The sequence below is a fragment of the Pseudomonas sp. 32A genome (assembly GCF_052682255.1).
This window is the reverse complement of record NZ_JBQYLY010000001.1, coordinates 2,266,560-2,286,272: the sequence shown is the minus strand read 5'-3', so window position 1 is coordinate 2,286,272 and position 19,713 is coordinate 2,266,560. Positions and strand designations below refer to the sequence as shown.

14 protein-coding genes are annotated in these 19,713 nt (G+C 63.2%); 8 read left to right on the top strand and 6 right to left on the bottom strand.

The window, feature by feature from the left end:
- Window positions 1–86: 86 nt before the first annotated feature.
- The 4 genes from ACUN0G_RS10525 to ACUN0G_RS10510 are packed head-to-tail and all read right to left on the bottom strand — an operon-like array spanning window position 87 to window position 5,048.
- Window positions 87–1,667 (bottom strand): dipeptide ABC transporter ATP-binding protein, encoded by a 1,581-nt coding sequence (locus tag ACUN0G_RS10525; RefSeq protein WP_445573313.1) that lies wholly within the window; start codon window positions 1,665–1,667, stop codon window positions 87–89.
- Entirely contained in the window at window positions 1,664–2,491 is an 828-nt protein-coding gene (locus ACUN0G_RS10520) for an ABC transporter permease (RefSeq protein WP_421525619.1), read from the bottom strand. The genes ACUN0G_RS10525 and ACUN0G_RS10520 overlap by 4 nt, the downstream gene beginning before the upstream one ends.
- Window positions 2,491–3,468, bottom strand: a complete 978-nt coding sequence (locus ACUN0G_RS10515) for an ABC transporter permease (protein ID WP_076015720.1) — start codon at window positions 3,466–3,468, stop codon at window positions 2,491–2,493. The genes ACUN0G_RS10520 and ACUN0G_RS10515 overlap by 1 nt, the downstream gene beginning before the upstream one ends.
- Window positions 3,465–5,048, bottom strand: a complete 1,584-nt coding sequence (locus tag ACUN0G_RS10510) for an ABC transporter substrate-binding protein (RefSeq protein ID WP_445573312.1) — start codon at window positions 5,046–5,048, stop codon at window positions 3,465–3,467. The genes ACUN0G_RS10515 and ACUN0G_RS10510 overlap by 4 nt, the downstream gene beginning before the upstream one ends.
- A gap of 340 nt (window positions 5,049–5,388) precedes the next feature.
- On the opposite strand from ACUN0G_RS10510, the gene ACUN0G_RS10505 reads away from it, so the two are divergent.
- On the top strand, window positions 5,389–6,741 hold the full coding sequence (locus tag ACUN0G_RS10505; protein ID WP_445573311.1) for a tetratricopeptide repeat protein: 1,353 nt from the start codon (window positions 5,389–5,391) through the stop codon (window positions 6,739–6,741).
- Window positions 6,742–7,391: 650 nt separating this feature from the next.
- Here the strand turns inward: ACUN0G_RS10505 and ACUN0G_RS10500 are convergent.
- A complete protein-coding gene (locus tag ACUN0G_RS10500) occupies window positions 7,392–8,384 on the bottom strand; it encodes a P1 family peptidase (protein ID WP_445573310.1) in 993 nt (330 codons plus the stop codon).
- A 306-nt stretch (window positions 8,385–8,690) separates the two neighbouring features.
- Here ACUN0G_RS10500 and ACUN0G_RS10495 point away from each other — a divergent pair, with 306 nt between their 5' ends.
- From ACUN0G_RS10495 to ACUN0G_RS10465, 7 genes are all read left to right on the top strand, one after another.
- Window positions 8,691–11,129: a TonB-dependent receptor plug domain-containing protein gene (locus ACUN0G_RS10495; RefSeq protein ID WP_421526150.1), complete on the top strand. Its 2,439-nt coding sequence runs from the start codon at window positions 8,691–8,693 to the stop codon at window positions 11,127–11,129.
- A 58-nt stretch (window positions 11,130–11,187) separates the two neighbouring features.
- Entirely contained in the window at window positions 11,188–12,525 is a 1,338-nt protein-coding gene (locus ACUN0G_RS10490) for an LLM class flavin-dependent oxidoreductase (protein WP_445573309.1), read from the top strand.
- The gene (locus ACUN0G_RS10485) at window positions 12,522–13,439 is read left to right on the top strand and encodes a 5'/3'-nucleotidase SurE (protein WP_445573308.1); all 918 of its coding nucleotides are present in this window, start codon (window positions 12,522–12,524) and stop codon (window positions 13,437–13,439) included. Before ACUN0G_RS10490 ends, ACUN0G_RS10485 begins: the two co-directional genes overlap by 4 nt.
- Window positions 13,436–14,425, top strand: coding sequence for an LLM class flavin-dependent oxidoreductase (locus ACUN0G_RS10480; RefSeq protein ID WP_421526147.1), 990 nt, complete (start codon window positions 13,436–13,438; stop codon window positions 14,423–14,425). Before ACUN0G_RS10485 ends, ACUN0G_RS10480 begins: the two co-directional genes overlap by 4 nt.
- On the top strand, window positions 14,422–15,300 hold the full coding sequence (locus ACUN0G_RS10475; RefSeq protein ID WP_445573307.1) for an LLM class flavin-dependent oxidoreductase: 879 nt from the start codon (window positions 14,422–14,424) through the stop codon (window positions 15,298–15,300). Before ACUN0G_RS10480 ends, ACUN0G_RS10475 begins: the two co-directional genes overlap by 4 nt.
- A 266-nt stretch (window positions 15,301–15,566) precedes the next feature.
- A complete protein-coding gene (locus tag ACUN0G_RS10470; RefSeq protein WP_445573306.1) occupies window positions 15,567–16,559 on the top strand; it encodes an LLM class flavin-dependent oxidoreductase in 993 nt (330 codons plus the stop codon).
- On the top strand, window positions 16,549–17,691 hold the full coding sequence (locus tag ACUN0G_RS10465; protein ID WP_445573305.1) for an LLM class flavin-dependent oxidoreductase: 1,143 nt from the start codon (window positions 16,549–16,551) through the stop codon (window positions 17,689–17,691). The genes ACUN0G_RS10470 and ACUN0G_RS10465 overlap by 11 nt, the downstream gene beginning before the upstream one ends.
- 857 nt (window positions 17,692–18,548) lie before the next feature.
- Here the strand turns inward: ACUN0G_RS10465 and ACUN0G_RS10460 are convergent.
- Window positions 18,549–19,628: a sigma-54 interaction domain-containing protein gene (locus tag ACUN0G_RS10460; protein ID WP_167665456.1), complete on the bottom strand. Its 1,080-nt coding sequence runs from the start codon at window positions 19,626–19,628 to the stop codon at window positions 18,549–18,551.
- Between the last annotated feature and the right edge of the window lie 85 nt (window positions 19,629–19,713).

Here is a 19,713-nt window from a genome sequence, read left to right as displayed (position 1 = left end):
TGTTGCAACGTGACTCGCTGTGAGAGCGAAACCATAGGTGGCCGTTACCTGAATAACGGATATGCCCCCAACCCCAACAACCCAAGTCAGATCGCCTCAGCCATCAACAACTCCCGCGTATACGGATGCCGCGCATCAGCAAACAGCGCCGCCGTCTCCCCCTGCTCCACCACCCGCCCCTGACGCATCACCGCAATCCGGTCGCACAGCCGCGCAGCCACCCGCAAGTCATGAGTAATAAACACAATGCTCAACCTGAACCGCCGCTGCAGCGACTCCAGCAACTCCAGAATCTGCACCTGGATCAGCGCATCAAGCGCCGACACACACTCATCAGCGATCAACACCTTAGGCTCCACCGCCAACGCCCGGGCGATGCCGATGCGCTGCCGTTGCCCCCCGGAAAACTCATGAGGAAACCGCTCAAACGCCGCTGCCGGCAACCCCACCAACCCCAGCAACTCATAGGCCCGCCGCTCGGCATCCGCCTTGGAAACCCCCTGCACCAAAGGCCCAGTCATAACAATCTGCCCCACTGTCTGCCGCGGATTGAGCGACGCAAACGGATCCTGGAAAATCATCTGCACATCACTGCGCAACGCTCGCAGCCGCCCTTCAGACAGCCCCGCGACCTCCTGCCCCAACCACTCAATCCGCCCGCTGTCAGCACGCAGCAAACGCACCAGGCACCGACCCAGGGTCGACTTGCCCGACCCCGACTCCCCCACAATCCCCAACGTCTCGCCTTCACGCAATTGCAGCTGAACCGCATCCAACGCCTGAGTCGTACGCCGCCCCCACCAACCGCTGCGGCTGCTGAACACCTTGCCCAGCGCTTCGGCCTTCAGCACCACAGGGCCAGCCACCTGCGTACGCGGCACCAGCGGTTGCGCCGACACCGCCGCCAACAACTGCCGGGTGTAATCTTCCCGGGGCACACGCAACACCGCCGGGGCCGTGCCCTGCTCCACCACCCGGCCCTTTTCCAGCACCAGCACCCGGTCGGCAATCGCTTCGACCACGGCAAAGTCGTGGGTGATAAACAACAGCGCCATGCCCTTGTCCTGCTGGATCTTGCGCAGCAGGTCGAGAATCTGCGCCTGGGTGGTCACGTCCAGCGCCGAGGTCGGCTCATCGGCAATCAACAGCGCCGGATCAAACGCCAGGGCCATGGCGATCACCACCCGCTGACGCTGCCCACCGGACAGTTCAAACGGATACGCCAGTCGCAAGCGCTCAGGGTCGGGCAAGCCGACATAACCGAGCAAATCCACCACCCGCTGACGCCGCACCCGTGCCGCTGCCATGCCATGGGCGCGCAGGGTTTCATCGATCTGTTCGCCCACCCGCAACAGTGGGTTGAGGGCGCTCATGGGCTCCTGGAATACCATGCTGATATCCCGCCCGCGCAGTTGACGCATGGCCTCCTCGCTGCGGTCGGCCAGGTCTTCGTCGCGAAACACCAGACGCCCGCTTTCCACCTTCAGCGAGTCCGGCAACTGGCGCAGCAAAGCCTTGGCCAGCATTGACTTGCCGGAACCGGATTCACCCACCACACACAAGCATTCGCCACGGTTCAGTTGCAGCGACAGGTCATACAGCGCATGGCTGCGGTCCGCACCGGCCGGCAAGGCGATACGCAAATGTTCAACACTCAACAACGTCACAGCGACCTCCCGGGCTCAAAGGCCACACGCAAACCTTCGCCGACTCGATTGACCGCCAGCACGCACAGCACAATCGCCAATCCCGGCAGAAAGCTCATCCACCAGGCGTCCCGCAGCAAGCCACGGGAGGCATTGATCATGTAGCCCCAGCTCATGGCTTCCGGGTCGCTCAAGCCGAGAAACGCCAGGGCCGCTTCGGTGAGGATCGCCGTGGCCATGACAAAGGTCATGGTCACCAGCAACGGCGCCAGGGCGTTGGGCAGGATCTGCTGGACGATGATCCCCAGCGGCGACTGCCCCAGCACCCGCGCGGCCTGCACGAATTCGCGCTGGCGCAGGGTCAGGAACTCACTGCGCACCAACCGCGCCACCGCCGGCCACGCTACAAGTGCGATGGCCAGCACGATGGAGAACAGGGACGGCTCGAGGATCGCCACCAGGATTACCGCCAGTACCAGTTGCGGAATGATCTGGAAGAACTCGGCAATGCGCATCAGCACACTGTCGAGCCAGCCACCGAAATAGCCGGCGACCGCGCCGACCAGCAGGCCCACCACCAGGGTCGCCAGGCTGGCCAGCGCACCCACGGCCAGGGACACCCGCGCGCCGTACAGCAAGCCACTGGCAAGGTCGCGACCGAGCAGGTCGCTGCCCAGCCAATGGGCCGGGTCGTGAAATGGCGCAAGCATCGGCTGGCTATTCATCTCCCATGGCGAGCTGCTGGTCAGCCAGGGGGCGGCGATCGCCAACAGCGTCAGCAGCAGCAAAAACAGCGCACCGATCAATGCCGCAGGCTGGCGCACAAAACGTCGGAAAACCAGCATCAGCCTTGCACTCCTGCACCGATACGCGGGTCGAGAAAACGACAGATCACATCGGTCAACACGTTAAAGCCCACCACCAGAATCGAGATCACCAGGAAACCGCCCATCAACACGCCGTAGTCACGCTGGGCCAGCGAGTCGTACATCAAGCGACCAATCCCCGGCCAGGAATACACCACCTCCACCAGCAACGCGCCGCTGGCCAACTGGCCCAGTTGCAAACCGGCAAAGGTGACCACCGGCAACAGCGCATTGCGCAACACATGCACGTACAAAATCCGCCGCGGGTGCAGGCCCTTGGCGTGGGCGGTGCGCACGTATTCCTGGCCAAGGGCGTCGAGCACGGCGGCGCGGGTCAGGTGGATATACAAGGCCAGGAACAGCACGCTCAACGACACGCACGGCAGCAGCAGGTGCTTGAGCCGGTCGAGCAGGGAAAAGTCCTGTGCCACCGTTTCCATACCAAACGCCGGCAACCAATCGAGGCTGACGGAGAACAACAGGATCAGCAGCATCGCCAGCCAGAATGGCGGCATCGCATACAGCAGCAATGCGCCATGGGAGATCACGCCATCCAGCCAGTGACGCTTCTGCCGGGCCCGGGCGGCCAACGTCCCCAGGGTGACGCCAAGCACCGACGAGAGCAAAAATGCCGAGCCCATCAGGGCCAAGGTCGCCGGCAAACGCTCGGCAATCAGCGACCACACCGGGGTCTGGTTGCGGTAGGAATAACCCAGGTCCAGATGGGCGATATTGCCCAGGTAGATAAGCAACTGCGTAAGCAACGGCTTGTCCAGGCCCATGGTCTGGCGCAGGTGTTCGATGAACTGCACATCGTCCACCCCTGCCTCGCCGGCCAACAGCAGCGCCGGATCACCCGGCGCCAGGCGGATCAGCAAAAAGCCCAGCACCAGCACCGCCACAATCATCAACAGTGCCTTGAGCAGGCGACCGCTGAAATACAGCAACCCGTTCATGGTGCAGGCGCGTCGAGGTAGACGCTTTCGTAGTCTTCGTTAAGGCTGGTGGCGGTTTGCAGCAGGTTCTTCACCTCTTTGTGGAACAGCGTCGGGTAGCGCATTTCGAAGATCGGCGCGATCGGCAGGTCGGTGTTCAGCACGTTTTCCAACTGGCTATAGAGCCTGGTACGTTCCGGGCCTTCCGGGGTGTTGGCGACCTGGGTCCACAGGGCATCGGCCTCGGGGCTGTTGTAGCCGCTGACGTTGGCAAACGGCGAAGTCTTGAGGATGTAGTCGGAGCGGTACAGGTAGGCGTTGGTCAGGTACGGGTCGCCGATCTGGAAGATGAAGTTGTAGGTCAGGTCGAAGTCCCAATCGCTGACGCGCTGGAACCAGGTGGCGGCGTCGGACGTCACCACTTGTACCTTGAAGCCCAGCGGTTGCAGGGCTTGCTTGGTGTATTCGGCCAGGCGCTCCCAGGCGCCGCCCTTCTCGCCGTTGAGCAGGCGAATCCGCACGGCGCCCACGTCCACGCCGGACTCGGCAATCAGCGCCTTGGCTTTTTTCACGTCATAGGTGTACTGCGGCAATTGCGGGTCATGGTACGGCGAGGTGGACACGAACTGGCCGGGGGCAACCTTGCCCGAACCGAAGAAGATGTTGTCGACGATGAACTGGCGGTTCAGCGCATACAGGATCGCCTGGCGCACCTTGGGGTTGTTCAGCGGTGGCTTGCGCGTATTGATCTGCAGGAAGGCCAGGCCGGAATACAGCTCCCAGCCTTTTTCCGACGACTGCACATCCGGCAAGGCGGTCAGGCGCTTGAGGTCGGAATAGTCGGCATCACCGCTGCGCAGCACCTGCACGTCGTTGCGCTCGAACGCCGCAGCGCGGGACGAGCCGTCCGGGATCACGTGGAAGATGATCGCATCCAGGTGTGGCAGGCCCTTTTTCCAGTAGTCGGGGTTCTTTGCCAGCTTGATATAGGCGCCGCGTTTCCACTCCACGAACACAAACGGGCCGGTGCCGACAGGCTTGAGGTTATAGGGGTTGTTGCGAAAGTCAGTGTTCTCGTAGAGGTGCTTGGGTACCACAGGCCGCAGCCCGCTGCCCAGGGCCGAGAGCAACGGCGCGAAGGGTTTCTTGAGCTGGAACACCACCTGCAGCGGGCCCTTGGCGGTGATGCTGTCGACGTATTCGGTGAAGACCCCGCCCAGGCGCTTGTCCACTTCGGGGTAGAAGGTCTGGAAGCTGAACAACACGTCATCGGCGGTGAAGGCGTGGCCGTCATGCCAGCGCACGTTGTCCTGCAAATCGAAGGTGTAGGTCAGGCCATCGGGGGAAACGGTCCAGGCCTTGGCCAATACCGGTTTGGGTTTCAGGTCGGTGTCGAAGGTCAGCAGGCCCTGGAGGATCTTGCCGCTGACGTACTGGGTGGACACGTGGCTGACCACGCCGTGCATCAGCGACGGCGGTTCGGGTTGGGCCACCAGGTTCAGCACACCGCCGTCATGGGGTTGCGCCTGAGCGGTGCCGGCCAGCAGCACGGCGCCAAGTCCCAGGTATGAAAGGACACGGCGAAAAGATAAAGGGCGCATGGAGACTCCTTGACTAAGGTTTTGTCAGGGATTTAGCAAGGGCTGTGCCATGGGGCGATGGCCTTGGGTTTGCGGCGGTCAGGGGCCACCGCAGTGATGAAAAAACCACAGTGGCCGGGACGAGTGTGGAAAAAGCAACAGCCCGCCCTCTTGAGAAATGGTTGTGCGTAGCAGCTGCCGAGCCTTGGCGAGGCTGCGTCTGCGGTGTGTCAGGTACTCCGCCAACGCAGCCTCGCCAAGGCTCGGCAGCTGCTACGGTAAGGTTTGAAGTTTGAGGGCCCCATCACTGGCACAAGGTTTGCCCGTCTAACCGCTATCTGAACCCATGAGTTTGAAGCGCATGTCACTGGATTATCTGGGTAACCCCATCGACACCCTCAACCCCGCCACCCGTCAGGGCCTGGATGATTTCGTCGGCGGCTTCCTCGGCTACCAGCCCCGTGCCGAGGGCATCCTCGCGGTCGCCGATGCCGACCCCGACTCAGCATTGGCCAACGGATTTGCCGGCCTGCTGCTGATGTTTATCGAGTCGCCCGAGGGCCCTGTGCTGGCCGAGAAGTACCGCCAGCGGGCGGCGGCGGTGAATTCCCGACATCCCCGGGCGCTCGTATATCTGCAAGTACTGCAAGCCTGGATCAACGACGAGCTGGATGACGTGCTGCGCCTCAGTGAGCATCTACTGGATCTTTATCCGCGGGACCTGCTTGCGGCCAAGCTCAACCAGTATCTGGAATTCAACCGGGGCAACTGGCCGGCGCTGCTGCGGATCGGTTTGAAAGCCACCGCCGGCGCGCCGGATATCGCCCACAGTCATGGGTTACTGGCGTTTGCGTATGAGCAGTGTCATTTGCTGGAGGAAGCCGAGGCCAGTGCGCTTGAGGCCTTGCGGTTGCAGGCGTCCGAGCCATGGGCCCATCACGCATTGGCCCATGTGATGCTGACCCAGGGGCGCACCGAGGAAGGCATCGGGTTTCTGGAGGGCGTGAAGCAGCACTGGGACGGGCTGAACTCGTTCATGTACACCCATAACTGGTGGCATCTCGCGTTGTTTTATCTGGGGCGCGGGGAGGATCAGCGGGTGCTGGAGATTTATGACCGGCATGTATGGGGGATCTTGCCGGAATACTCCCAGGATCAGGTGGGCGCGGTGTCATTGCTGGCGCGGCTGGAGCTGGCCGGGATTGATGTGGGTGCGCGGTGGCAGGCGTTGGCGCCCTACCTGCAGCGTCGGGTTGGGGATGCGGTACAGCCGTTTTTGAGTGTGCAGTATCTGTATGGGTTGGCCCGGGCGGGCAAGCCTGAAGCGGATCAGTTGTTGGCGGCTTTGCGCAGGCACAGTGTGGAGGCGCGGCCGGTTTGGCGAGAAGTGACGTTGCCGTTGGCTGAGGGGTTGTTGGCGCATGCCCGGGGGGATGGCCGGCGGGCGTTGGAACAGCTGGGGATAGCGTTGCCGCGGCTGAATGAGATTGGCGGGAGTCATGCGCAGCGGGATTTGTTTGCGCAGGTGGAGCTGGATGCGCGGTTGCGGGTTGGGGATTGGCTCGGGGCGCAGCAGACGCTGGAATTGCGCCGGCGGTATGACGGGCTGGATGTGCCGACGAATCGGGCTTTGGTGGTGGTGTATGAGGCTTTGGGGTTGCCTGGGGAGGCGCTGCGGGCGCGGGCGCGGATTGGAGGGATATCCGCTATTTAGGTGATGACTTGTATCGGTTCCGCTCTTGCCCCACCACTCGACACCTCGCTTCGGCCAGCGTTGTTTGACGGGGCTCCTAAGATCAAGATCAAAAGCAGATCAACAGCACAGCGGCCTCCCGGCCGGCTTGAGTGTTGTAAATCAAAAGCTAAAGCGGGCACGGTCCAAATGTGGGAGCGGGCTTGCTCGCGAAGGTCGTTAACGATGACGCGGGCATTCTGGATGAACGCGGCGCTCGCAGGTTTTTCGCGAGCAAGCCCGCTCCCACAGAAAAGCAGCTTTGCTTTCGCTCTGGCTTTTGATCTGGCTTTTAACACTCAAGCCGGCCGGGAGGCCGCTGTGCTTTTGCTTTTGCTTTTGATCTTGATCTGACTGCCCCAATAAGCCCGAGGCCGAACGCAGGTATTGCGGAGCGGGTAAACCGGCAGGACGCCGGTTTAGCCGCGCCGGGCCATGGATGGCCCGTCGCGGCGGCCCGCTTCGCGGTGCCGGAGTGAGGGAACACCGAGCCTAGGCGAGGTGCCGACAGGCGGGGCAGAGCCCTTTGCTTACTTTGGGCTGGGCCGGCATTCCGGCTTTTCCAAAGTGAGCCGCTGTAAGAGCGGAACCATAGGTGGCCGTTACCCAAATAACGGATATACCCCCCCCCCCTAACCCCGCGCAGCAAACACCCCCCGAGCAATCGACCGAGCCACACAATCAGCCGCCGCCGACCCAATCCGCCCAATATCCACCTGCCGCCGAGGCCCATCCGCCACCTCCACCGCCCCAGAGGCCAGAGCAAACACCGTATCCCCATCAAACGGCAAATGCGCCGGCCGCACCGCCCGGGCAATCCCGTCCTGCGCCATGATCGCCACCCGCTTGCACTCCGCCACCGTCAACCGCGCCGTACTCGCGACCACTACCAGCGTGGTATTGGCCCCCGCTTGCAGGCGCCCCATGGAATCCAGCCGCGACAACTCCGGCATCGGATCACTGCAATCCATCTCCGTCACCGGCCGCGCCCCACCAAACTCCCCCGCCACCTCCCAGGGCCACGCCCAGAACGTCTCCCCATCCGGCATGTAGACCGAACCAATCGGATTAGCCACCACCAACGCGGCAACCACCAACCCATCGCCCAAATCCAGGGACGCTGTCCCCAGCCCACCTTTCAACACCCCGGCCATCGCCCCACGCCCGGCCCCGACAGAGCCCAGCTCAAACTCCGGACCGGCATTGGCCAGCGCCTCAAACCCCAGCCGTCGGTAAGGTGGCTCCAGGCCCCAATCCTTGTCCCCGCCATTCGCCAAATCATGCAACACCGCCGCCGGCACGATAGGAATCGCCGGCGCACCCGGCTTCAAATGCAACCCCACCTGGTCCTGGGACAACTTCGCCGCCACCGCATCCGCCGCCCCCAGGCCAAACACCGAGCCACCGGCAAACACCAAGGCGTGCAGCTGACCCACCATGTTCTCCGGCTCCAGCGCCGCGGTTTCGCGACCACCTGGGCCTCCACCTCGAATGTCGATACTGGCAGCCCAAAAACCATCCGGGCGGATCACCGTGACGCCGGTGTCGGCGTACAGGTCTGTGGCGTGGCCAACCTCCAGGCCGGGAATATCAGTGAGGGCGTTGCGCGGGCCAGGTCTAGGCATACAGAAAAGCTTCCTTGGGTTTAGGTATGGCGTGGGGAGAGCAAGGGGTGTGCCAAGGAGGCGCTCCCCCGGCCCAGCGTACGCTAGCAGCTTCGCGAAAAAATCCTCTGCACAAAAACCAACACCCTGCCCTCCTGCCTGTTAGAAAAACACCACCCGCCCCGCAAACCCTCCAACAACTCCTTGTTATCCAAGACTTTTCAGCGATGGCACAGCCTTTGCTCTCCTGCCTCCACCAGAGCTTGAACTCAACAAGCCGTCCTCGAACAAGGCCCGTTGCCTAACCACACTGGAGTGTTGCACATCATGAATCCATCACGCGCCGCAGGCCGCCGCCAACCCGGCAAGGCTTTCGCCCATACCCTGTTGTTCCTCGCCGTGTGCGAGGCTGTCAGCTACAGCAGCCTGACCCTCGCCGCCGACGCCCCGGCCAGCGATAACCCTCTGGACACCGTCGTGGTCATCGGCAACCGTGGCCAGGCCCGCACCCTGGCCGACAGCCCGGCGCCGGTGGACGTGATTTCTTCCAAGCAGTTGCTCGCCACCGGCCAGGGCGACCTGACCCGTGCCTTGAGCAAGGTGCTGCCGTCCCTCAACCAGCCGGCCTCGTCGGGCTTCGGTTCGACCTCGATCGTGCGCCCCATCAGCCTGCGCGGCTTGAACGGCGACCAGGTACTGGTGTTGGTCAACGGCAAGCGCCGCCACAACAGCGCGCTGCTGAACAACGCCACTTCCCTCAACTCCGGCTCGCAACCGGTGGACCTGGACATGATCCCCACCGCCCTGGTGGATCACATCGAAGTCCTGCGTGACGGCGCCTCGGCGCAATACGGGTCGGACGCCATCGGCGGCGTGATCAACATCGTGCTCAAGCAAACCGACCACGGCGGCAGCTTGTCCACCACCTACGGCCAGAACTATGAAAACGGCGACGGCGAAACCGTGCGTCAAACCGGCAATGTCGGCCTGGCCCTGCCCAACGACGGTTTCATCAACCTCGCCCTGGACGTGAAGAAACAGGACGTTTCGGACCGTTCCGATGCGGCGCCGTACACCGACAGTGCCGGCAACACCAGCCAACGCCACACTTACTACGGCACCGGCTTGCCCGAGGCGAAGAACTTCAGCCTGGGCTACAACGCCGAGCTGCCGGTCGCCGACGCGCTGACCCTGTACTCGTTCTCGACCTACACCCACCGCAACTCGGAAAAGCCCCTGGCGTTCCACCAGCCACCGTCGTTCAACGGCATCCAGACCCCGTACCCGGAAGGTATCGAAGACAACCTGCGCTTCATCGAAGACGACTTCCAGGTGGCGTTCGGCGGCAAGGGCCAGGCCGCCGGCTGGGACTATGACCTGTCGAGCACCTACGGCCAGGACCATGCCCGGGCCACCCTCACCGACACCTACAACCTGAGCTACGGCCCGAACTCACCGACCTCGGTCGACACCGGCGTAAAAACCTTCAGCCAGTGGACCAACAACCTCGACCTGACTCGCGCCTTCGACCTCGGCCTGTACAAGCCGACGCAGATTTCCTGGGGCCTGGAACAGCGCTACGAAGACTACAAGATCGGCAAGGGAGACCTCGCCTCCTACGCCAGCGGGCCGTTCGACACCGGTGCCAACGGCGCGATCATTCCACCCGGGACCATTTCCGGTGCCGGTACCACCCCGGCCGACGCCGCCGAAAAAAGCCGCATCAGCCTCGCGGGCTACGGCGAGATCGGCCAGGACCTCACCGACAAATGGCATGTGGACCTGGCCGGGCGCTACGAGCACTACAACGACGGCTCGGGCACCACCACCAACGGCAAGTTCTCCACCCGCTACCAGTTGACCCCGATCCTGGCCTTGCGCGGCACCGTCAGCACCGGGTTCCGCGCACCGTCCCTGGCCCAGCAGATCTACAGCTCCACCTCGCAAACCAGCGTCAACGGGCAACTGTTCGACTACCGCAACGTGGCGGTGAACTCCGATGTGGCCAAGGCCTTGGGCGCGACCACCCTCAAGCCTGAAAAGTCGACCAACTACAGCATCGGTCTGACCCTGCAACCCACTGACAACACCAACATCACCCTGGATGCCTACCAGATCGTGATCAAGGACCGCATCGCCCAGACCGGTTACCTGGGCGGTACGCCGCAGATCAGCGCGATCCTCGCCGCCGCCGGGCTCAACCCGAACCAGGCGGTGACCTACTTCACCAACGCCCTCGACACCACCACCCGTGGCGTCGACCTGGTGGGTGACTACCGCCAGGACATCGGTGCCTATGGCAGCCTGAAATACAGCGCCGGCTTCAACTGGAACACCACCCAGATTGACTCGATCCACGCCTCGACCGTGGCCACACAGGCCCTCGGCCCGGACGGTGGTTATGGCCGCCAGCGCCAGGGCAACCTCAAGTACGGCTTGCCGCAATCCAAGCTGCTTCTGGGCACCACCTGGACCTACGACAAAGTCGAAACCAGCCTCAACCTGACCCGCTACGGCTCGTACACCGAGTACGGCACCGCCGAGATCTACGACCGCAACTTCGCGCCGACCTGGATCACCGACCTGAACATCGACTACCACCTGACCAAAGCCGTGACCCTGAATGCGGGGGCCAACAACCTGTTCAACAAATACCCGAAACGCACCGATCTGGTAAGCAGCTCCGGCGGCTTCCCGTACGGTACCTTTTCGCCTTACGGCACCACCGGTGGCTATTGGTACACCGGCGTGACGTACGCCTTCTGACCCAGCCCGCGGGGCCGGTTCGCCGGCCCTGCGCCTGACCTTTTGCGGGAGCCTGTCCATGACCCGACGTACCGATCAACTTAAGCTGGGGGCCTTCCTGGCCAACAGCGGCCACCATGTATCGGCCTGGCGCCACCCCCTGGCCCAGGCGGATGCCAGCCTGGATTTCGAGCACTTCAAACACATCGCGCAAACCGCCGAACGCGGCAAATTCGACGCCTTGTTCGTCGCCGACGTGGTCGCCTTATGGGGCCATCATCACGACGCCCTCAGCCGTACTGCCCGCGCCGAACACTTCGAACCCTTGACCCTGATGGCCGCTTTGGCAGCCGTCACGAGCCACATCGGCCTGATCGCCACCGCCACCACCAGCTACAACGAGCCGTACCATATCGCCCGCAAGTTCGCCTCCCTCGATCATCTGTCCAAGGGGCGCGCCGCCTGGAACCTGGTGACCTCGGTGGTCTCGGATGAGGCCTGGAACTTCGGCCGCGAAACCCATATCGACCATGGCGACCGCTACCAGCGCGCCGAAGAATTCCACGACGTGGTCAAGGGCCTCTGGGACAGTTGGGACGACGACGCCTTCACCCGCGACAAGGCCAGCGGGGAGTATTTCGACCCGGCCAAACTGCACACCCTGAATCATCGCGGCGAACATTTTTCCGTACGTGGCCCACTCAACGTCGCCCGCCCTCCACAGGGCCATCCGGTGCTGGTGCAGGCCGGTGCGTCGGAACCTGGCAAGGCCCTCGCCGCCCGCGTTGCCGAGCTGATTTTTGCGGTCAACCATGACCTGGCCGGCGCCCAGGCTTTCTATCAAGACATCAAGCAACGCGCCGCCGCCTTTGGCCGTGACCCCGACCACATCAAGATCCTGCCCGGTGTCACCCCGTTTATTGGCGAAACCCGCGAACAGGCCCAGGCGCTGTTCGAAGAATTCCAAGCCCTGGTGGACCCGGTGCTGGGCCTGCGTTTCCTGGCCGACACCCTGGGGGATGACATCGACCTGTCGGGCTACGACCTCGACGGCCCGCTGCCGGAAACCCCGGTAGGCCAGCGCGGCAGCCGTCGCGACAAACTACTGGAACTGGCCCACAGCCAGAACCTGAGCATCCGCCAGTTGTATTTGCACCTGACCGCCGGCAACCCGGTAATCGGCACCGCCGAAGACATTGCCGACTTCTTCGAGCAGTGGTTCGAAGCCCGTGCCTGTGACGGGTTTAATGTGTTCTTCCCGTACTTCCCGGGCGGTATCGACCTGTTCGTCGAGCAGGTGATCCCACTGCTGCAGCAACGCGGGCTGTTCCGCACCGAATACGAAGGCACCACCCTGCGGGAAAACCTCGGCCTGCCGCGCCCGGCCAATCGCTTTACCCAGGGAGTCACACCATGAAGCACAGCGCATGGATGCTGGCCGTCGGCAGCCTGTTCGTCTCGAAGGCCTTTGCCCTGAACATTTTGCTGAGCAACGACGACGGTTATCAGCACCCCAATATTCGCGCCCTGTACACCGAGCTCAAGGCCCAGGGGCATACAGTGCGGATTGCCGCACCGCAGGCCGACCAGAGCGCACGGGGCGGTGCGTTTTTCTTTGGTCGCGAAGTCACCATTGGCCATGACGACGACCCGGCCTACCCCGACAGTTACTACATCAGCACCACTGAAAACGGCGTGTGCCAAAGCCCCGAATGCGCCGGCAAAGACGTGCAGATCGAAATCAGCGGCACGCCGGTGATGGCCTTGCTGATGGGCCTGAAAAAAGTCATGCCCCACCCCGACCTGGTGATCGTCGGCCCTAACCCCGGGAATAACCTGGGGGCGATCAACAGCGCTTCCGGCACCTTCAACGTCGCCAGTGTCGCGGTGCAGGCGGGCATTCCGGCGCTGGCGGTCAGCACCGATTTGAAAGAGACAGACCCACAACGCGCGGCACTGCTGGTGGCGAAGCTGGTCAATGCCCTGGACCAGCATCGCCAGCCCGACGGCGCGCTCTTGCCCAAGGGCCTGGGCCTGAATATCAACCTGCCAAAAGCCCCACAGATCAAGGGCGTGAAACTCACCCGCATCGGCAGCTATGTGGGTTTTGAAGCGGTGTACACCGACGACCTCAAGCAATTCAAGCTGCCGGGCAAGCCGGGCATCGGCTTCCAGTACAGCCCTGCCGCCACCGCCGAGCAGCAGAAGCAGGATGAGGCGGTATGGCTCAACAGGGGTTACCTGACCATCAGCCCGTTCAGCGGCCTGCTGGAGTCGGTCAATGCCGGCCCCGCGCTGCAAACACAACTGGCCCGCGAGGTGCTGCCATGAGTTCGCGTTTTTCCCTGGGGTTTCTCAGCCGGGTCTACAGCCCCGGCTTCGAGCCCAAGGTCTACCGCGACACCGTGGAGTTGTTCAAGGTCGCCGAAGAGCTGGGCTTTGACAGTGGCTGGGTGGCGCAGCACCACTTCGCCAGCGAAAACGGCCGCCTGCCCTCGCCCCTGGTATTGCTCGCCGCCATCGCCCAGCGCACCCGCAGGATCAGCCTGGGCACCGGGATAATCGTGCTGCCCCAGGAAGCGCCGCTGCGCCTGGCGGAAGACGCCTCGGTGCTGGACCTGTTGAGCAATGGCCGGCTGGAGCTGGGCCTGGGTGCGGGTTTTGATCCCGACACGTTCACGGCATTCGGTCGTGAGCCTGAGGCGCGCCACCGCGACTATGAGCAGCACCTGCAACAGTTAATCCATGCCTTGGGCAACGCACCACTGACCGACAGCGGCTCGCGCCTGTTGCCACGGGCAGCCGGCCTTGGGCAGCGAATCTGGGAAGCCACCTCAAGGGTGGAAATGGTGGCCGAGCGCGGCCACGGCCTGATCATGGCGCCCAACCCGCACCTGCCGCCTGAAGCCGGGGTAGAACTGGTCAACCGCTATCGCAACGCCTGGACCGGTGACAACGGCACCCCGCCCCGCGTCGCCCGGGTACAGGCGCTGATCCCGAACCCGGACGCCGCCACGCGCAACGATATCCAGGCCTACGTGCAACGCCAACAGAGCATCGGCGTGTACAAGGCGCCGGTGGATGATGATTTCGACGCCACCCTCAAGCGCCTCGGCATCCTGCACGGCCCGGTCGAGCAGATCATCGAGCAGTTGCAGCAAGGCCCGAGCCTGACGGCCAACGACCACCTGGTGCTGCAAGTACAGACCGCCAGCACCCCGCTGCGGGATGCGATCCGCGCCCTGGAAATCATCCGCGAACAGATCGCCCCGGCCCTCGGCTGGCAACCGACACTGCCCCAAGGAACCCTGACATGAGCTTCAAACTGGGCTTTCTCAGCCACGCCTTTGGCGACGATCCACAGCAGGTCTACCGCGACCTGATCGAACAATTCGAAGTCGCCGAAGCCCTCGGTTTCGACGGTGGCTGGATTGCCCAGCACCACCTGAGCAACGGATTTGGCCGGCTGCCGTCACCGCTGGTATTGCTGGCGGCGGTGGCCGAGCGAACCCGGCATATCGAACTGGGCACCGGGGTGATCGTGCTGCCTTTCGAAGACCCGATCCGCCTGGCGGAAGACGCCAGTGTGCTCGATGCCCTGAGCGGCGGCCGGGTGCAATTGGGCCTGGGCAGCGGCGGCGCCAACCTCGACAATTTCAGCGCGTTTGGCCGTGATGCCGTGCAACGCCAGGTCGACTTCAGCGACCACCAGCAGCAGGTCCAGCAGTTACTCGACGGCGAGCCGTTGACGCCCCGCAGCGCGCTGACCCTGCAACCGCCAGCAACCGGCTTGAGCCGCCGCTTGTGGCACTCCCACGGCAGCCTCGAAGGCGCGGCATACACCGCCAGCCAGGGCAACGGCCTGCTGCTGGGCACCGCCACCCACGATCCGCTGACGGTGCAGAAACCCCTGGCCGATGCTTACTTGAACGCCTGGACCCGCACCGATCGCCCACCGAGAATCGGCGTGGTGCGGGCAATTTTCCCGGCAGCGGATCGTGCCAGTGCCCAAGCGGAACTGGCGGTGGATATCGAGCGCCACATCCCCCGCCTGCAACGCGAGGGCCTGATTGATCAAGCCGTGGACCTGCAGGAGCACCTGCGCCTGATGAACGTGCACCACGGCCATCCCGACGAAGTGATCGCCAGCCTGCAACAGGACCCGCCCTGCTGCCCTATGCTGACTACGTGATCGCCGTGGTCCAGGCTGAAAGCTCGACCCAGGCGCAGATCCTCAAGCGCCTGGAAATCATCGCCCGGGACATCGCGCCGGCCCTCGGATGGCGAGGACGAGAGTAGGATGATCAAACGCCCTGAAAGCGTCCGCTCCCGTAGCAGCTGTCGAGTGAAACGAGGCTGCGTAGCGGTGTGTCAGATACACCGCGAACGCAGCCTCGCCGGGGCTCGACAGCTGCTACGACGACGCGTGATGCTGATGCCAAACTATGGAGCCCGTGTATGCCCCTTGAATTCAGTTGGTTGATGCCCCTCTGTACCCCCGACTGGGCGGCGCGGCCGGGGCAATGGATCCAGCTGGCCCAGGCGGTGGAATACGCCGGCATCGACGGCCTGTGGATCCCCGGCGGCGCGCTGTGTGCCGACAGCCTCGGGGTGGCGGCGGCGTTATGCGCCCACACCCGACGAGTGCAATTGTCGGTGAGCGTACCGCCGGAAGTCATGCTGCCGGCGGCCCTGGCCACCACCCTGCAAAGCCTGCAATCGATCAGCAGCCACCGGGTGCGCCTGCACTTGCCCGACGGCGAACAAGGCAGCCTGCGCAGTGCGTTTGGCGAATGGCTGAATCGCGACCAGCGCAGCGAACGCATCGGCGAATACCTGGAGATTCTCCAACAACTGCTGGCACCGAATGACGGCGGCCTGGATTATCAAGGCCGCTATTTCCAACTGGAAAACGCCGGCGTCGCCCGCCGCGAGCTGCCTGCGCCGCCACTGGTGCTGGACGACAGCCAAAGCCACGCGCTGGTGGCCGGCCACGCCCAGGTGTGCCTGTTACAGCCTGGGCATCCACAGTGGCTGGCCCAGGAGATACAACGCTGGCGCCAGCTTCAGCCGGGCCTGGCCTTTGCCTGTACCTTCGGCCTGGTCATCGGCGACAGCGAGGACCTGGCCTGGGAGACCGTCGCCGCCCTGCTGCCGACCCAGGACCTGCCCAACCACCGCATCGCCACCGTGCCCCGCGACCGACACCCGTTGCGCCAGTGGGAGATCCACCCGAACCTGCTGCAACTGCACCCTGGCCAACCGCTGATCCTGGTAGGCACGCCCCGCCAAATCGCCACGCGCCTGCAGGAACTGCACGGCCTGGGCCTTGGCCACATCATCCTGCAAGGCGGCCCGGCGGTCGGCGAAGTGCTGCGCTTTGGTGAACAGATCCTGCCGCTGCTTTTTCAACACGGCCTGCGCAAGGAGCGCCTGCACCATGAACACTGAGGTTCGCCCCGCGATCCAGCTCGACTGGTTCCTGCCCACCAATGGCGACGGTCGCCACCTGACCAGCAGCGGCCTGCCCAAGGTCGGGCTGTTCCAGCAAGGCGAACGTGCCCCCACCCTCGATTACCTGCGCCAGATTGTGCGGGCTACCGAACAGGCCGGATTCGACGGGATCATGGTGCCCACCGCCAGCGGTTTCGAGGATCCGTGGCTGATTACCGCAGTGCTGGCCCAGGAAGTGCGACGGCTTAAATTCCTCCTGACGTTGCGACCAGGCATGGAGCTGCCAGCCTATACCGCCCACCGTGCGGCGACCTTGCAGTTGCTGAGCGAGAATCGCCTGGCGTTGCATGTGGTGACGGGGTCCAGCCGTTTTGAGCAGCGTTCGTTGGGGGATTTTCTCGAACACGATGAGCGTTATGCCCGTACTGCGGAGTTTTTGCAGGTGTTCCAGGCGGTGTGGGCTGGCAAGCAGCCGGCGCATCCGGGACGCTACTACCGCACTGGGATCAGCACGCCGGTGGCGCCTGGGGCCGAGGTGCCGGCGATCTATTTTGGGGGTGCCTCCGAGGCTGCCGAGCAGGTGGGGGCTGCCCATGGGCAGACGTACCTGATGTGGTGTGAGCCGCCGGCGATGATTGCCGAGCGGGTGGTGCGGATGCGTGAGTTGGCCGCGATGCAGGGCCGGACGTTGCGCTTTGGGTTGCGCTTGCACATCTTTGCCGATCGCACTGACGAGGCGGCCTGGGCGCATGTGGAGCGGCTGTTGGAGGAGATACCCAAGGACGCCATTGACCAGGCGCAGCGGCAGATGGCCAAGTATGAATCGGTGGGTCAGAGTCGCCAGACCGAGTTGATGAAAGGCCGTGGGCGTGGGGCGCGGGAGCTGGAGGTTTCGGCCAACCTCTGGGCCGGTGTGGGCCTGGTACGGGGCGGGGCCGGGACGGCGTTGGTGGGGAGTTATGAGCGGGTGGCGGAGCGGATCGAGGAGTATCACCAGCTCGGGGTGGACAGCTTTATTCTCTCGGGGTTTCCGCATCTGGAAGAGTCGATTCATGTGGGGGCGGAGGTGTTGCCTTTGTTGCGCAGGATTGGGGCTTCGGGGAGGGTTGTTGAGGTGGGTCGGGGTTGATTGAGTACATATCCGTTTCTTCGGTTATGGCTGATATGGGTTCCGCTCTTACAGCGGCTCACTTTTGAAGAGCGCAAAAGTAAGCAAAACGCTCTTGCCCCACCACTCGGCTCCTCGCCTAGGCTCGGAGTGCCCTCACTCCGGCTTTGGACCGTGGGCCGCCGTCATGGGCCATCCCTGGCCCAGGACGGCTAACCTGGCGTCCTGCCAGGTTACCCACGCTCCAAAGCCTGCGTTCGGCCAGCGTGGTTTAACGGGGCGCCTAAGATCAAGATCAAAAGCAGATCAAGAGCACAGCGGCCTCCCGGCCGGCTTGAGTGTTGAAGAGCAAAAGCCAAATCAAAATCTAAAGCGGGCACGGTCCAAAAAATGTGGGAGCGGGCTTGCTCGCGAAGGTCGTTAACGATGACGCGGGCATTCTGGATGAACGCGGCGCTCTCAGGTTTTTCGCGAGCAAGCCCGCTCCCACAGAAAAGCAGATCTGCTTTCGCTTTGGTCTTTGCTTTTGCTTTTGCTTTTCAACACTCAAGCCGGCCGGGAGGCCGCTGTGCTCTTGCTTTTGATTTTGATCTGACTGCCCCAATAAGCCCGAGGCCGAACGCAGGTATTGCGGAGCGGGTAAACCGGCAGGACGCCGGTTTAGCCGCGCTGGGCCAAGGATGGCCCATCGCGGCGGCCCGCGGAGCAATGCCGGAGTGAGGGAACACCGAGCCCCAGCGAGGTGCCGACAGGCGGGGCAGAGCCCTTTGCTTACTTTGGGCTGGGCCGGCATTCCGGCTTTTCCAAAGTGAGCCGCTGTAAGAGCGGAACCATAGGTGGCCGTTACCGAAGAAACGGATATGTACATCATCAAAAAATCAGGGTTTCACCCGCCCCTTGAGCATCCCATGATTCACCAAAAGCGTCCGCATGGCATTACGCGTCACCCCCAACAACTCCGCCGTACGCAACTGATTAAACCCACAAAACCCAAACGCCTCCCGCACGATCAAATCCTCGATATCGTGCAACAACGAATCCCCCGGCACCTCGAACAACCGCAGCAACTGCTCCCGCACCACCTCCTGCGGAATCCTCGGCGCCCCGCTGTTAACGCTGGCATGCATCGCACTCAGCCCCGCAGAAAACTTCAAATGCGACGGCATGATCGGCCTGTCCCCAGCCACCAAAAGCGCCAGGTGCACCACATTCTCCAGCTCGCGAATATTCCCCGGCCACGGATAATCCAGCAACGCCTGGGTCGCCGACTCCGACAACATCGGCTCGGCGATTTTCAGCCTGGCACTGTAGAGCCGCCGAAAATGCTCAACTAGCGGCAGGATATCCAGCGGCCGCTCACGCAACGGCAACACCTGCACCTGCGCCACGTTGATGCGATAGAACAGGTCAAGCCGAAAGTTGCCCGCCTCCACCGCCTGCTCCAGGTCGATGTTGGTGGCCGTCACCAGCCGGATATTGATCTTGATCGGCTTGCGCGACCCCACCCGCACCACTTCCTGCTCTTGCAATACCCGCAGCAGCTTCACCTGCAACGGCAGCGGCAAATCACCGATCTCATCGAGGAACAGGGTCCCGCCATCGGCCTCTTCAAACCAGCCGATCCGCCGCCCCGAGGCCCCGGAAAACGAGCCGGCCTCATGCCCAAAAAATTCGCTTTCCGCAAGGTTCTCGCTGATGGCCCCACAGTTCACCGGCACAAACGCACCGGTGCGGCCGCTGGCGCTGTGGATATAGCGCGCCACCAGCTCCTTGCCGGTGCCGGTCTCGCCATTGATCAACACCGGCGCTTCACTGGGGCCGACACGCTGCAAATATTCGAGCAGTTGCAGGGAACGCGGGTCGGCAAAGACCAGTGCCTTGGCGCGAATCGACAGCGGGTCTTTTTCGCCCTGGGGCAAAGTCAGGATCGGCGTGGGATGCCCGTGGGGACGGTTCATGAAGAGTATTTCCCGGCGACGAGGTGGAGGTACGAAGGAGAACTTTACTCAGTCATGTATATAACTAGAAATATTAAAAATTCAT

Coding starts and splice junctions, on each gene's coding strand:
- ACUN0G_RS10520 (WP_421525619.1), bottom strand. CDS start 2,491: ATGCTGGTTTTCCGACGTTTTGTGCGCCAGCCTGCGGCATTGATCGGT.
- ACUN0G_RS10515 (WP_076015720.1), bottom strand. CDS start 3,468: ATGAACGGGTTGCTGTATTTCAGCGGTCGCCTGCTCAAGGCACTGTTG.
- ACUN0G_RS10510 (WP_445573312.1), bottom strand. CDS start 5,048: ATGCGCCCTTTATCTTTTCGCCGTGTCCTTTCATACCTGGGACTTGGC.
- ACUN0G_RS10505 (WP_445573311.1), top strand. CDS start 5,389: ATGTCACTGGATTATCTGGGTAACCCCATCGACACCCTCAACCCCGCC.
- ACUN0G_RS10500 (WP_445573310.1), bottom strand. CDS start 8,384: ATGCCTAGACCTGGCCCGCGCAACGCCCTCACTGATATTCCCGGCCTG.
- ACUN0G_RS10495 (WP_421526150.1), top strand. CDS start 8,691: ATGAATCCATCACGCGCCGCAGGCCGCCGCCAACCCGGCAAGGCTTTC.
- ACUN0G_RS10490 (WP_445573309.1), top strand. CDS start 11,188: ATGACCCGACGTACCGATCAACTTAAGCTGGGGGCCTTCCTGGCCAAC.
- ACUN0G_RS10485 (WP_445573308.1), top strand. CDS start 12,522: ATGAAGCACAGCGCATGGATGCTGGCCGTCGGCAGCCTGTTCGTCTCG.
- ACUN0G_RS10480 (WP_421526147.1), top strand. CDS start 13,436: ATGAGTTCGCGTTTTTCCCTGGGGTTTCTCAGCCGGGTCTACAGCCCC.
- ACUN0G_RS10475 (WP_445573307.1), top strand. CDS start 14,422: ATGAGCTTCAAACTGGGCTTTCTCAGCCACGCCTTTGGCGACGATCCA.
- ACUN0G_RS10470 (WP_445573306.1), top strand. CDS start 15,567: ATGCCCCTTGAATTCAGTTGGTTGATGCCCCTCTGTACCCCCGACTGG.
- ACUN0G_RS10465 (WP_445573305.1), top strand. CDS start 16,549: ATGAACACTGAGGTTCGCCCCGCGATCCAGCTCGACTGGTTCCTGCCC.
- ACUN0G_RS10460 (WP_167665456.1), bottom strand. CDS start 19,628: ATGAACCGTCCCCACGGGCATCCCACGCCGATCCTGACTTTGCCCCAG.